This is a genomic window from Pseudolysinimonas sp. (genome assembly GCF_049651805.1).
Taxonomy (GTDB): domain Bacteria; phylum Actinomycetota; class Actinomycetes; order Actinomycetales; family Microbacteriaceae; genus Pseudolysinimonas_A.
In genome coordinates, this window is record NZ_JBASCU010000029.1 from 19598 (window position 1) to 32284 (window position 12687).

Annotated in this window: 14 protein-coding genes; 7 read left to right on the plus strand and 7 right to left on the minus strand. The window is 70.6% G+C overall.

The window, feature by feature from the left end:
- Position 1: 1 nt before the first annotated feature.
- The 3 genes from WBL06_RS06900 to WBL06_RS06910 are packed head-to-tail and all read left to right on the plus strand — an operon-like array spanning position 2 to position 2395.
- Entirely contained in the window at positions 2-859 is an 858-nt protein-coding gene (locus WBL06_RS06900; RefSeq protein WP_424455246.1) for an amino acid ABC transporter permease, read from the plus strand.
- Positions 856-1596, plus strand: coding sequence for an amino acid ABC transporter ATP-binding protein (locus tag WBL06_RS06905; RefSeq protein WP_424455247.1), 741 nt, complete (start codon positions 856-858; stop codon positions 1594-1596). Before WBL06_RS06900 ends, WBL06_RS06905 begins: the two co-directional genes overlap by 4 nt.
- Before the next feature lie 40 nt (positions 1597-1636).
- A complete protein-coding gene (locus WBL06_RS06910; RefSeq protein ID WP_424455248.1) occupies positions 1637-2395 on the plus strand; it encodes a VOC family protein in 759 nt (252 codons plus the stop codon).
- 14 nt (positions 2396-2409) lie between these two features.
- On the opposite strand, the gene WBL06_RS06915 is transcribed toward WBL06_RS06910, so the two are convergent.
- The 4 genes from WBL06_RS06915 to WBL06_RS06930 all read right to left on the minus strand — a co-directional run bounded on the left by WBL06_RS06915 (position 2410) and on the right by WBL06_RS06930 (position 4929).
- A complete protein-coding gene (locus WBL06_RS06915; protein WP_424455249.1) occupies positions 2410-3771 on the minus strand; it encodes a glucose-6-phosphate dehydrogenase in 1362 nt (453 codons plus the stop codon).
- A gap of 101 nt (positions 3772-3872) precedes the next feature.
- Positions 3873-4067, minus strand: coding sequence for a hypothetical protein (locus tag WBL06_RS06920; RefSeq protein WP_424455250.1), 195 nt, complete (start codon positions 4065-4067; stop codon positions 3873-3875).
- Positions 4064-4222 carry a hypothetical protein gene (locus tag WBL06_RS06925; RefSeq protein ID WP_424455251.1) on the minus strand — a complete coding sequence of 53 codons (159 nt, stop codon included), beginning with the start codon at positions 4220-4222 and terminating at the stop codon, positions 4064-4066. The genes WBL06_RS06920 and WBL06_RS06925 overlap by 4 nt, the downstream gene beginning before the upstream one ends.
- A complete protein-coding gene (locus tag WBL06_RS06930) occupies positions 4219-4929 on the minus strand; it encodes a DeoD-type purine-nucleoside phosphorylase (RefSeq protein ID WP_424455252.1) in 711 nt (236 codons plus the stop codon). Before WBL06_RS06930 ends, WBL06_RS06925 begins: the two co-directional genes overlap by 4 nt.
- 45 nt (positions 4930-4974) lie before the next feature.
- Between WBL06_RS06930 and WBL06_RS06935 the strand changes: the two genes are divergently transcribed.
- Entirely contained in the window at positions 4975-5199 is a 225-nt protein-coding gene (locus tag WBL06_RS06935; protein WP_424455253.1) for a hypothetical protein, read from the plus strand.
- Positions 5200-5314: 115 nt separating this feature from the next.
- Entirely contained in the window at positions 5315-7396 is a 2082-nt protein-coding gene (locus WBL06_RS06940; RefSeq protein WP_424455254.1) for a UvrD-helicase domain-containing protein, read from the plus strand.
- 193 nt (positions 7397-7589) lie between these two features.
- Here the strand turns inward: WBL06_RS06940 and WBL06_RS06945 are convergent, their stop codons facing one another.
- Positions 7590-8510, minus strand: coding sequence for a ribokinase (locus tag WBL06_RS06945; protein WP_424455255.1), 921 nt, complete (start codon positions 8508-8510; stop codon positions 7590-7592).
- Between the two features lie 39 nt (positions 8511-8549).
- Here WBL06_RS06945 and WBL06_RS06950 point away from each other — a divergent pair, with 39 nt between their 5' ends.
- Positions 8550-9371, plus strand: a complete 822-nt coding sequence (locus WBL06_RS06950) for a hypothetical protein (RefSeq protein ID WP_424455256.1) — start codon at positions 8550-8552, stop codon at positions 9369-9371.
- Here WBL06_RS06950 and WBL06_RS06955 read toward each other — a convergent pair.
- Positions 9368-10789 carry a sensor histidine kinase gene (locus WBL06_RS06955; protein ID WP_424455257.1) on the minus strand — a complete coding sequence of 474 codons (1422 nt, stop codon included), beginning with the start codon at positions 10787-10789 and terminating at the stop codon, positions 9368-9370. The genes WBL06_RS06950 and WBL06_RS06955 overlap by 4 nt on opposite strands.
- Positions 10786-11505, minus strand: coding sequence for a response regulator transcription factor (locus WBL06_RS06960; protein WP_424455258.1), 720 nt, complete (start codon positions 11503-11505; stop codon positions 10786-10788). Before WBL06_RS06960 ends, WBL06_RS06955 begins: the two co-directional genes overlap by 4 nt.
- A 63-nt stretch (positions 11506-11568) precedes the next feature.
- Between WBL06_RS06960 and WBL06_RS06965 the strand changes: the two genes are divergently transcribed.
- Complete coding sequence (locus tag WBL06_RS06965; RefSeq protein ID WP_424455259.1) at positions 11569-12651, plus strand: NYN domain-containing protein; 1083 nt, start codon at positions 11569-11571, stop codon at positions 12649-12651.
- Positions 12652-12687: the final 36 nt, after the last annotated feature.

The following is a 12687-nucleotide window of genomic DNA, read 5'->3' on the forward strand; positions in this document are numbered from 1 at the left end:
GGTGACCCGTTACCCGGAAGGCCCGCCTCCGAGCTCGATCGAGCTCGATCGGCGGGCCTTCCGTCGTCGGCAGTCGACCCGGTCGATCCTCATCGGCGCGGCAAGCACCGTCGTGTTCGCGGTGCTGGTCTGGGTGTTCGTCGTCAACACCCCCGGCTGGGCGCGGGTGCAGGAGAGCTTCTTCGACCCCGAGACCGCGATGGCGGCCCTGCCGCGCGTCGCCGCGGGGTTTCTTGTCAACCTGCAGATCCTGGCGTTCGCCGTCGTCGGCGTCGCGCTGTTCGGCACCCTGCTCGCGTTCCTGCGCACCCTCCGCGGCGCGGTTTTCTTCCCGCTGCGCGCGCTCGCAACCGCCTATACGGATGTCTTCCGCGGCATCCCGCTCATCATCGTGCTGTACCTCGTCGGGTTCGGCATCCCCGGACTCCTCGACCTTCGCATCGACAAACTGGTGCTCGGCACCGTCGCGCTCGTCATCACCTATTCGGCGTACGTCTCCGAGGTGATCCGTGCGGGGATCGACGGCGTGCACCCGTCGCAGTGGATGGGGGCGCGCGCCCTCGGCCTGAGTCACGGACAGACGCTGCGGCTCGTGGTGCTGCCGCAGGCGATCCGCCGCCAGGCCCCGCCGCTCATGAACGACTTCGTGGCGATGCAGAAGGATGTCGGCCTGGTGTCGATCCTCGGGGCCGTCGACGCCGTGCGCGCCGCGCAGATCGAGACGGCGAAGTTCGCCGAGTTCACGCCCTACATCGTCGCGGCCGTGCTGTTCGTGCTGCTGGCGATCCCGACGATCCGGTTCACCGACTGGATCACCGCGCGGCTGCGCACGCGCGAACAGATGGGGGCGATCGTGTGAGCGCGCCCGTTCTGCAGGTCGAGGGACTGCGCAAGTCCTTCGGCGCCGCCGCGGTGCTGCGGGGGATCGATCTCGAACTCGCCGATCACGAGGTCGTCGCGCTCATCGGCCCGTCGGGGTCGGGCAAGTCGACGCTGCTGCGCACGATCAACCTGCTCGAACCGATCGACGACGGCCGCATCCTGCTGCGCGGCGACGACATCAGCGACCCGCGCGTCGACGTCGACCGGGTGCGCGCCCGTTTCGGGGTGGTGTTCCAGCACTTCAACCTGTTCCCGCACCTCTCGGTGCTCGACAACGTGACCCTCGCCGCCCGCAAGGTGCACGGGATGCCGCGGGCCGAAGCCGAGGCGCGCGGCATCGAACTGCTCGACCGCATCGGCCTTGCGGCGAAAGCGCGGGAGCATCCCGACCGCCTCTCCGGCGGGCAACAACAACGCGCCGCGATCGTGCGCGCCCTGCACACCGATCCGGAGGTGCTGCTGCTCGACGAGATCACCTCGGCTCTCGACCCGCTGCTCGTCGGCGACGTGCTCGAACTCGTACGCGAACTCGCAGCGGAAGGCACGACCATCCTGATGGCGACCCACGAGATGGCGTTCGCCCGCGATGTCGCACACCGCGTGCTCTTTCTCGACGGCGGCGTCATCGTCGAGCAGGGTCCGGCGCGCGAGTTGTTCGCGAACCCCCGAGAGGCGGCGACCCGGGAGTATCTGCGGCGGTTCTCGGCCGGCTGACCTGGTTCACAAGGAGGCGAGCATCGCGCAGACTGAAGCGATGAGCGCCGCCGTCGATCGGATCGTGGGCGAGCCGATCTGGCTCGAGCTGGCATCCAGCGACCCGGAGCGCTCGCTCGCCTTCTACGGCGGCCTGCTCGGCTGGAAAGCCGATCCGCCCGACTCGCTCGACGGTGCGGCAACACTGCGCCTCAAGCGCGACTTCGTCGCCCGGCTCGTGCCGATGCCCGACGACGGGTGGATCGTCTACCTCAAAGTGCCGGATGCCGGGGCCGCGGCCGCTGCGGTCGTCGCGAACGGCGGTCGGGTCGAGAGGGGGCCATCACCGGCCGGCGACCTCGGAGTTCTGGTGATCGCGACCGACCCCGGCGGGGCTCGGATCGGATTCTGGCAGCCGGGAACGCATCCGGGGTTCGAGGCCGAGAACGCCCCAGGAGCGCCCACCTGGTTCGAGCTGCACACCCTCGACTTCCCGGCCGCGGTGCCGTTTTATCGCTCCGTCGCGGGTTGGCAGCCGGTGTCGATGGGCGACTCCGACGAGTTCCGCATGGTGGTGCACGGCGAACCCGGCGCCGCATGCGTCGGCATCTACGATGCGACCGACGACGACCTCGACGACGAGTCGGCGTGGATGCCGTACTTCGCCGTCGCGGACGCCGACGCGAGCGCAGCGCGCATCCGCGAGCTCGGCGGCGCGCTCCTCGACCACCCCGTCGACACGCCGTACGGTCGCATCGTGCACGCAACCGATCCGCTCGGCACCCTGTTCACTGTCATCCAGTTGCCTGAGCGCAGGTGACGGGCAGCCTGGCGTCAGTGCCAGCTGCGCGGGCCGCGGGATCCCGCCGGGTAGGCGTCGAGGGGAACGCGGTCGGCGCGCCAGGCGGCGAGCACCGGCTCGACGATGCGCCAGCACTCTTCGGCGATGTCGCCGCGCACCGACAGGGTCGGGTCGCCGTCGAGCAGTTCGGCGAGCACCTCGCCGTAGGCGCTGAGTTCGCTCGGGCCGAACTCGGCATCCAGCGTGTCGCACTCCAGGTCGAACGGGTCGTCGCGGCCGTTGGTGACGAGGTCGAGCGACATCGTGGCGGGTTGGAGGCCGATGCGCAGCTGCGCCTGGCGGCTCGGCCCGTGGAATCCGGTGGGCAGGTGCGGCACGTCCCGGAAGGTGAACACGATCTCCTGCCGCGGCTCGCCGATCGCCTTGCCGGATCGCAGCACGAAGGGCACGCCGGCCCACCGCCAGTTGTCGACCGCGACCGTCATCTCGGCGAGCGTCTCGGTGCCTCGGACGCGGTCGACCCCGGCTTCGTTGGTGTACGCGGGCAGCTTGCGCCGACCGATCTTGCCCGCCGTGTAGCGCGCCCGTCGGCTCTCGGTGCCGTCCTTCTTCCACGCGCGGGTGGCCCGCAACACTTGAGCCATCGAGCCCCGCAGGTCTTCGGAGGCGACCGTCGCCGGCGGTTCCATCGTGGCGAGGGCGAGCACGAGCAATAGGTGGCTCTGGATCATGTCGACCAGGGCGCCTGCCCTGTCGTAGTAGCCGGCGCGGCCCTCGAGGGCGAGCTCCTCTTCGAAGTTGATCTCGACGTGCGCGACGTTCTGCGCCGAGAGCAGCGGCTCGAAGATGCGGTTCGCGAAGCGCAGGCCGAGCAGGTTGATGACGGTCGACTTGCCGAGGAAGTGATCGACCCGGAACACCTGTTCCTCGGGCACGAGGGTCTGCAGCAGCCGGTTGAGCGCGCGGGCGGACTCGAAGTCGGTACCGAAGGGCTTCTCGACGGCGAGCACGGTGCCGTCGGGAATCGGCATCGTCGCGAGGGTGCGGCAGGCGAGCACGGTCACTGCGGGGGGCAGGGCGAAGTACAGGGCGATGCGACCCTTCGCGGCCGCGAAGACCCGGGCCAGAGCCTCCGCGTCGGTGACGTCGGCCTGCAGGTACAGCGACGAGTCACGCACCCGGTCGGAGAGTTGGGATTCGACGCCGGCGAAGGCCGTGCCGATCCGACGCCCCCAGGCGGCGGCGGTCAGTGGATCCCGGTCGACTCCGATGAGCTGGATGTTGCTACCGCGGCTCGACGCGAGCAGCGATGCCAGGCCGGGCAAGAGCAGCCGCGAGGCGAGGTCACCCCCCGCGCCGAGGATGACGAGGGTGTCGATGCGTGAAGTGGTCACCCGTCGACGCTACCCGCCGACGGCCACGGATACGGCTGCCACCACGAACATGGTGACGCCGAACCACAGCGGCCCGGCGAGAACGACGGCGAGTGCGACGATCACCGCGACCGGAAACCGATCTCGATGTCGAACGGGGCGGCCTCGTCGATGCAGAGCGCCATCAGGTCGGGCGTGAACACGGAGAGGGCGTCGCGCTCGTACTGCTTCGGGCAGTACGGCGTGAAGTACCGGTCGAAGTCACCCTCGAGCGACAGCACCTGGTCGCGCGCGAACAGCCCGGCGACCCCGGTCAAGCCGAACATGTTGTTCTGCAGGGAGTCGAGCAGCAGGTGCGGGAGGCGGCGCGGCTGCTGCCGTTGCGGAAGATCGCGCCCAGGATGTTCGGGTCGGAGTCGCGTCGCGGTGCCGTCACCGGGGCGGTGAACGCCGTCCAGTCGATCGCGGTCATGCCGCGAGCCCCGCCGCGATGGCGAGGCGGGCGGCGACGCCGAATCCGGTCTCGCGCTCGTCCGATGACAGGTGCGCCCCGCTGGTGAGATCGTCGGTGATGGTGACCAGCGCGAGCGTCTCGACGCCCTCCCGAGCTCCGACCGCGTAGAGCGTCGCCGCCTCCATCTCGACCGCGAGGGTGCCGAGAGCACCGAGTTTCTCGGTCACGCCGGAGTCATCGGCATAGAAGGTGTCGCTGGAGAACACCGGCCCGACCCGCAGTGCCACGGCATCCCGGGTCGCCGCTGCCACCGCGGCCGCCAGTAGCGCGAACGACGGGGCTACGGAGAGCGAGACTCCGGGAACCCAGCGCGACGTCATGGCGGAATCGGTATGCGCCGCCGAGGCCGCGACGACAGATCCGAGGGCCAGATCGGCCTGCAGCCCGCCGGCAGTCCCGACCCGCACGATGCGACGCACCCCGTAGAAACGCGCGAGTTCGGTCGCGTAGATCGCGATCGACGGTCCGCCCATCCCGGAGGCGAGCACCGAGATCGCGTGACCCTCATGTGTCCCGGTGAAGCCGAGGATGCCGCGTACCTCGGTCACCGGGCGGGCGTCGTCGAACAGCTCGTCGGCGATGCGCCGCGCGCGACGCGGGTCGCCGGGCATCAGCACGACGGGCGCGAAGTCACCGGGCTCGGCAGAAAGGTGAGGAGTTGCCACCCAGCGAGACTATCCGGGGCCGGTTGAGGCGCTACTCTCCTGCTCATGACCGACCCGGCACCGCGCCCCCGTAACCGGGTCGGCATCCTCGCTCGGGTCCTCGCCCTCGTCGCGGCGGCCGCGCCGCTCGTGGCGTGGATCGTCGTCGCCGTCGTCGGTGTCATCGAGTCGAACAGCGTGGACGACGCCATCTACGGCGGCGTCGTCGGATCGCTCGGTCTGTTCTGGTTGCCGGTCGTGCTCGCGGAAGTCGTCCCCGGTTGGTCGTGAAGTCGCGCTGACCCCCGAAGACGCGATACCGGGGGATTCCTCGCTGCCGCACACTGAGTGCAGGCGCCGCAGAGCTAGAGGGGCATTCGGCGCCTGAAGATTCCGGGGGGAATCGTTGGCTGCGGGAGATAGCGCCGCGCGGGAGGCCGCACGGCAACGCGAGTTGGCGGATGAACACGCCCGTCGCGCCGGGATCGCGCGCCAGATGGCCCGCAGCTTCGGGGCGGCCGCCCACAGCGAGAAGCGGCTCGCCCGCACCCTGATCGAGCTCGAGCCACTCGGGTACACCCTGCTCGCCGATCGCCGGCGCCCCGGTTCGATGCGCGGAAACGTCGACCTGGTACTGGTCGGGCCGGGCGGCGTCGTGCTGGTCGACGCGAAATCCTGGCGTGAGGTGACGATCGCCGACGGCCGGGTCTGGCGCGGCACCGACGACGTGACGCCCGAGGTCGAACGTCTCGCCGACCTGCTCACGATCACGCAGGGCGAGCTGGCCGAGATCGGGCTGGCCCCGGGCGAGGTGCACGCCGTCATGGCCTTCACCGGGCTGGCAGTGCCCCGCACCGAACTCTTCGGGGTGACGTTGCTCGGCGACGCCGCCGCGGTGAGCGAGATCGCCCGCCGCGGCCAGCGGCTCTCGCCGCGTCGTGTGGCCGCTGTGCGCGACCTGTTGGAGCACCTCTTCCCACCGGTGACCACCGGACCGTTGACGATCCCCGTCGCGTCCGTTCCTGATTCCGTGGAGCCGCTCACCGCATCCGACTCGCCGAGCGCCGACGAGATCCAGGCCGCGCTTCTCGACGGCTACGCGCGAGCACCCATCGAAGAGTGGATGGCGTTCCTCGATCCGGAACAGGCCCGCCTCGTGCGTCGCTCGTTCAGCGGTCCGTCCCGCATCCGCGGTGCTGCCGGCACCGGCAAGACCGTCGTCGCGCTGCATCGCGCCGCGTACCTCGCGCGGATCACCGGCGGTCGGGTGCTCGTCACGACCTTCGTGCGCACGCTTCCGCTCGTGCTCGAGTCGCTGTTGCGCCGGCTCGCACCCGATGTCGTCGGCCGCGTCGAGTTCCGCAGCGTGCACGGCTTCGCCGCCGAGTTACTCGCGGCCCGGGGCTCCCAGATCGATGTCGACGCCGAACTGGCCTCGCGGGTCTTCGACGAGGTGTGGCGGCGGCACGGCCTCGACGGGCCGCTCGGCGCGATCGATCCCGCTGCCCGCTACTGGTACGAGGAGGTGTCGGCGGTGCTCAAGGGCCGCGGGCTCACGCGCTTCGAGCAGTACGCGGGCCTGCCCCGCCACGGCCGCCGTCGCCCCCTCAGCGTCGAGCAGCGCGCCGCGGTATGGGAGCTGTTCGTGGCCTACGAGAACGCGCTGCGTCGTCGGGGCATCGCCGACTGGCACGATCTGATCCTGGAGGCCGACGCGTCGCTGCGCGAACAGCCCGTGACGAGGTACCGGGCGGTCATCGTCGATGAGGTGCAAGACCTCTCCCCCGTCATGATCCGCATGTTGCACTCGCTCGTCGGCGACGTTCCCGACGGCTTCAACCTGGTCGGCGACGGCCAGCAGACGATCTACCCCGGGGGCTCGACGCTCGCCGAAGCGGGTGTGTCGATCTCCGGCCGCTCAGTCGTGCTCACCACCAACTACCGCAACACGACAGAGATCGCGGAGTTCGCGGGGTTGCTGGTGCGGGGCGATCAGCAGACCGACATCGAAGGTGCGACAATGACGGCGGATGCCGCCGAGACCCCGCGCCGCGGCGCCCGCCCGGTGTACACGGTGTTCCCCTCGCGGGCTGTGCACGACCGCTCGCTCGTCGAACGGGTGCGGCGGATCGTCGCCGACGCCGAAGAGTCGGGTCGCGGCGTGCGGCTGGGCGATATCGGGGTGCTCGCGCTCTACTCGTGGCACGCGGCGGAGGCCGCCGAGGCCCTCGCCGAGGCCGGCATCCCCACCGTCGACCTCGCGGCCTACGACGGAACGCCCAAGGATGCCGTGAAGGTCGGAACCATCAAACGGGCCAAGGGTCTCGAGTTCGCGGAAGTCCTCGTCGTGCGCACGCCGCCCTACCTGGTGCAGAGCGAATCGGCCGCCCACGACGACGCGTCGGCTGAGCGAGCTCTTCTGCAGCGCCGCGAACTCTTCGTCGGCATGACCCGCGCCCGCGACGGGCTGTGGGTGGGCGTCGCCTGATCGGTCACGCCCCGTCGGCGCGGGCGTGTGCCGGGAGAAATCGGTGCCCGCCGCGGCGGATCAGGGAATGCGGCGGCGGGCACCTCACCGACCCACGCATCAGATCGTGAGAACGGCTAGAGGAGAGTGTGGCACGTAAATCTGTGAGTTGAAAAATCCGTCCCCCGACGCGGGGACTCACAGACCGGGGGGTCTACCCGAGCGATCCGGCGAGCGCTTGCACGGCCGCTGGAGTGAGATCGGGATGCCGGGCGCCCGACACCGTGGCGGTCAACGCACCGGCCGCGGCGCCCCACCTCACGGCGGTCTCGAGGCTCCCCCCGGCCGCCCAGGCGGCCGCGAATCCGCCGATGAAAGCGTCGCCCGCGCCGACCGTGTCGATCGCGTCGACGGCGAACGCCGGCAGAGTCATCGCCGCTCCGCGGGCTGGCGCGAACAGCACACCGCGTGCACCGAGTGTGACCACGAGCGCGGTGTCGAGATCAGCCGCGGTCCCGGCCACGTCATCCGCTCCGAGCGCCACGTCGAAGCCGAACAGCTCTCTGGCCTCGATCTCATTCACGATGAGCGCGTCGACGTGCTCGAGCAGGGGAAGGACACGCCGATCGAGGGGAGCCGCATTGAGCGCAACCCGTGCCCCGGCGGCTGTCGCGCCCGCCACCGTCGCCTCGACCACGGCGAACGGCACTTCGAGCTGCAGCACGACGACGTCACCTGGCCGCAGATCGATCGAGGTGGCCGCCGCCGAGGGCCACGTGGCGTTCGCTCCCGGAATCACGACGATGGTGTTCTCACCGCGCTCGTCGACGGCGATGAGCGCGGTGCCCGACGGGCCCGCCACGCTGCGCACCGCCGACACGTCGACCCCCGCCGCCGCCAGGTCGCCACGCAGCATCGTCGCCGCATCGTCGTCACCCACGCAGCCGACCATCGCGACGCTCACCTCGGCCGGGGCGACCTTCGCGGCGGCATGCGCCTGGTTGCCGCCCTTGCCGCCCGACAGCCGCACCAGCTCGGCGCCCAGCAGGGTCTCCCCCGGCCGTGGCAGATGGGGCACGCGGTAGAGCAAGTCGAGGTTGATGCTGCCCACCACGATCACCCGACCCGTCGTCATCGTCCCAGGTTAGGCCGCTCGGGTGCTTGACTGGCCGACATGGAGGATCGGCTGGCCGACATCGCGGACGACCTCTACGGCGTGCCGCCCGCCGACTTCATCGCGCACCGCACCGCACGGGGGAAGGAACTCGCCGGCGACAAGCCATTCGCCGCACGAGTGAAGGAACTGCGCAAGCCCGCTCCGGCCGCGTGGGTGATCAATCTGCTCGTCCGAGCCCGGCGCGCCGAGGTCGACGACCTGCTCGCTCTCGGCAGCGAGCTGCGAGCCGCGCAAGCGGCGCTCGACCGCGGTGAGATCACCCGGCTCGCGAAGGAACGGCGCGCTCTCGTGACGGCGCTGGCGCGCGAGGGCACCCAGCTCGCGCTCGAGGCCGGGCAGAAGGTGCCACCGGGCGTCGTGGACGCCGTCGCTGCGACGCTCGATGCGGGCCTCGCCGACCCGGAAGCCGCCGACGCCATCCGCAGCGGGCGGCTGCTGCGACCCCTCCAGACGATCGGCTTCGAGCCGGTCGACCTCGCCGAGGCTGTCGCCGTGCCCGAGTCCGGTTCCCGCGCGGCGCAGAAGCGCGCTCCCGAGCGACCTCGGCCCCGCGCGATCGACGACAGCGACGCCGAGCTACGTCGCGCGCGCACCCGGGCGGATGCCGCGGTCGCGCGAGCAGAGCAGGATGCCGCCGAGGCGGCCGACGAGTTCGGCGACCTCGAAGCGCGGTTGCGCGGGGCCCGGCGAGCCCTCGCCGCCGCCGAACGCGAGGCCGAAGCGCTCGAGCGGCAGCGAGACACTGCCGGCCGTGCTCATGAAAAGGCCAGGGCCGCACTCGACATCGCCCGCACCCGACGCCGGGAACTCGGCGGCTAGCTCGACGGGGTGCCGTCGGGTAGCTCGATGCGGAAGACCGTTGCCCCCGGCCTGCTGGCGACCGTCACACCGCCCCCGTGCGCCGCCGCGATCGCCGCGACGATCGAGAGTCCGAGACCGGTGCTTCCCGCCGCCCGCGAACGCGAGTCGTCACCGCGGGTGAAACGTTCGAACAGCCGGGGTTGCAGCGCGGGGTCGATTCCGGGTCCGTTGTCGGCGACGGAGATGACCGCGCCATGATCGCCGCCCGCGAGGGTCGCCGTCACGACCGTTGCAGGGGGGGTGTGCAGGCGCGCGTTCGTCAACAGGTTGCCGACCGCCTGTCGCAGCTGGTCGGCGTCGCCCCGCACCTCGATGTCGTCGGGCGGCAGTTCGAGATGCCACACGTGGTCGGGTCCGGCGACGTGGGCATCGGCGACGGCCTCGACGAGGAGAGCGCCGAGCGCGATCGGGTCGTCGCGTCGGTCACGACCGGCATCGAGCCTCGCGAGCAACAGCATCTCCTCGACCAGGTTCGACATGCGCACCGATTCCGATTCGATCCGCTCGAGCGAACGTGCCGTGTCGACCGGCAACCGTCCGGTGCGCTGCCCCAGCTCGGCGTACCCGCGAATCGACGCAAGGGGCGTGCGCAACTCGTGTGAGGCATCCGCGACGAATCGGCGCAGCTTCTGTTCGCTCTCGTGGCGGGCCGCCAGCGAGGTCTCGACCTTGCCGAGCAGACGGTTGAGGGCCGTGCCCACCCGGCCGACCTCGGTGTCGGGCGCTTCGACGGGAACGCGATCGGGCATCGACACCTCGCCGGCTTCGAGCGGCAGCTCGGAGACGCGGGATGCCGTGTCGACGACGCGCGCGAGCGGCCGCAACGCGACCCGCACGACGATGACGCCCAGGGCAAGGGCGAGGGCGATCGCCGCGAGACTCACTGCGGCGATCGTGTAGATGAGGCTCGAGGTCACCGCATCCGCCTCCGCGAGCGACAGCCCGTTCACGACGATGCGCCCGTCGGAGAGCAGGGTCGACACGACGCGATAGCTGCCGAGGTCGCCGAGATGCACCGTCATCGGCTGCCGGTCGTCGGGCACCCTCTCCAGCCGGGACAGCTGATCGGCGTCGAGCCTGCGCTCCGAGCCGTCGGTGTCGATGTAGCCCGCATAGAAGAGGTCACCGACGATGACCATGCCGACCGCGCCGGCGCCCTGACCCGGCAGGATGCCGATAATCGACCCTGGCCCCGGAGTGCCGGAATCCACCGCCGCGCTCGAGCGATCGGAAGCCGCGATCAGGAGGCGGTCGAGGCGGTCGACGAACTGCTCACGCGACGCGGCCACGGTGACGACGCCGATCGCCACGGCGAGAACGGCGAGCAGCCCGACGATGCCGACGACGAGGCGGGTCTGGAGCGACCAACGTTTCACGGCGTGGCCGGGCGGATCGAGTAGCCGACCCCGCGCACCGTGTGGATCATGCCCGGTCCGTGGGCATCCAGTTTCTTGCGCAGGTAGGAGATGTACAGCTCGACGACTGCCGCCCGGCCGCCGAAGTCATAGCTCCAGACCCGGTCGAGAATCTGCTCGCGGCTCAGTACGCGCTTGGGGTTGCGCATGAGAAAGCGCAACAGCTCGAACTCGGTCGGGGTGAGCTGGATCGGATGCCCCGCGCGCTCCACCTCGTAGCTCTCCTCGTCGAGGGTGAGGTCACCCACCCGCACGATCGGGCCCTCGTCGCCCGCCGCGCGCATCGAGCGCCGCACCAGCCCCCGGAGTCGCGCCATCACCTCTTCGAGGCTGAACGGCTTGGTGACGTAGTCGTCGCCGCCCGCGGTGAGCCCGGCGACGCGATCCTCGACCGCATCCTTGGCGGTGAGCAGCAGTACCGGACAGTCGTTGCCCGCCTCGCGCAGCCGACGCAGAACGCTGAGCCCGTCGAGGCCGGGCATCATGATGTCGAGCACGACGACATCGGGCGGGGTCTCGCGCGCGAGCTTCAGCGCGGTCTGGCCGTCGTGGGCGACCCGGGTGTCCCACCCTTCCGACCGCAACGCCATGCGGAGCATGTCGGCGAGCATCTCTTCGTCGTCCACGACGAGAGCCCGAACCGGGGAGCCGTCGGGGCGGGTCAGAGCGGACGTCACCCTGGTATTCGACCCCTCGTTCCTATGGGTTCTCTGTGGGTCGACGCGAGCTAGGGTCGAACCATGGCCGAGACCGGGGAATCGACGGAGTCCCGCGTCGCCGTCTACATCGACTTCGACAACGTGGTGATCTCCCGCTACGACCAGCTGCACGGCCGTGACTCGTGGCGCAAAGACGAAGCCCGCCGCAACGACGGAAAGTCGGTGCCCAAACTCGAGCAGGCCCGCGTCGACTTCGGCGCGATCCTCGACTACGCGTCGTCGTTCGGCACCGTCGCCCTGAGCCGCGCCTACGCCGACTGGTCGGTGCCCGCGAACGCCGCCTACAAGCGCCAACTCGTCGACCGCGCGATCGACCTCACCCAGCTCTTCCCCGCGTCGAGCACGAAGAACGGGGCAGACATCCGCCTCGCCGTCGACGTGATCGACGACATGTTCCGGCTGCCCGACATCACCCACGTCGTGATCGTCGCCGGCGATTCCGACTACATCCCGCTCGCGCAGCGCTGCAAGCGACTCGGCCGGGTCGTCATCGGCATCGGCGTCACCGGGTCGACGAGCCCCGCACTCGTCGCGGCCCTCGACGAGTTCGAGTCGTACGACGAGCTGCAGCGCGACGATGCCGCCGTTGCGGCGAAGACTCCGGCGCCGGAGACCGCCGCGTCCGGCGACGACACCTCCCTGCCGGTCGCGCTCACGCCGGCCACGGCATCCCGGCTGCTCGTGCGCGCCCTCGATCTCGCGCGCGGCAAGCAGGACGACGACGACTGGCTCAACGCCTCGACGGTGAAGTCGCAGATCAAGCGGCTCAACCCGTCGTTCAACGAGAAGTCGCTCGGCTTCCGCAGCTTCATGGATTTCGTGCGCGCCAACGACGAGCAGGTCGAGATCCGCGAGGCCGGGCAACAGCGGTTCATGCGGCTGCGGGAGCAGGCGGCCGAGGCACCCGCGGATGCCGCCCCCGCACGCAAGCCGTCGCGCCGGGCCGGAACGACGGCGACGAGCACGAAGTCCGCGGCGGACGCCCCGGCCGCTCCGCCGGATCCGCCGAACGACGCCCAGCCCACCCAGCGAGCTCCCCGGCGGGCGAAGGCGGCGGCATCCAGCTCTCCGCCGTCGGCGAGCGACCCGTTCCGCGAGCCCTGAGCACTCGAGCGAGGTGCTTACAGGGTGGTGACAGGG

What these genes read in the sequence shown, in the direction of transcription:
- WBL06_RS06910 (WP_424455248.1), top strand. Translation starts at nt 1,637, where the DNA reads ATGAGCGCCGCCGTCGATCGGATCGTGGGCGAGCCGATCTGGCTCGAG.
- WBL06_RS06925 (WP_424455251.1), bottom strand. Translation starts at nt 4,222, where the DNA reads ATGACCGCGATCGACTGGACGGCGTTCACCGCCCCGGTGACGGCACCG.
- WBL06_RS06935 (WP_424455253.1), top strand. Translation starts at nt 4,975, where the DNA reads ATGACCGACCCGGCACCGCGCCCCCGTAACCGGGTCGGCATCCTCGCT.
- WBL06_RS06945 (WP_424455255.1), bottom strand. Translation starts at nt 8,510, where the DNA reads ATGACGACGGGTCGGGTGATCGTGGTGGGCAGCATCAACCTCGACTTG.
- WBL06_RS06950 (WP_424455256.1), top strand. Translation starts at nt 8,550, where the DNA reads ATGGAGGATCGGCTGGCCGACATCGCGGACGACCTCTACGGCGTGCCG.
- WBL06_RS06965 (WP_424455259.1), top strand. Translation starts at nt 11,569, where the DNA reads ATGGCCGAGACCGGGGAATCGACGGAGTCCCGCGTCGCCGTCTACATC.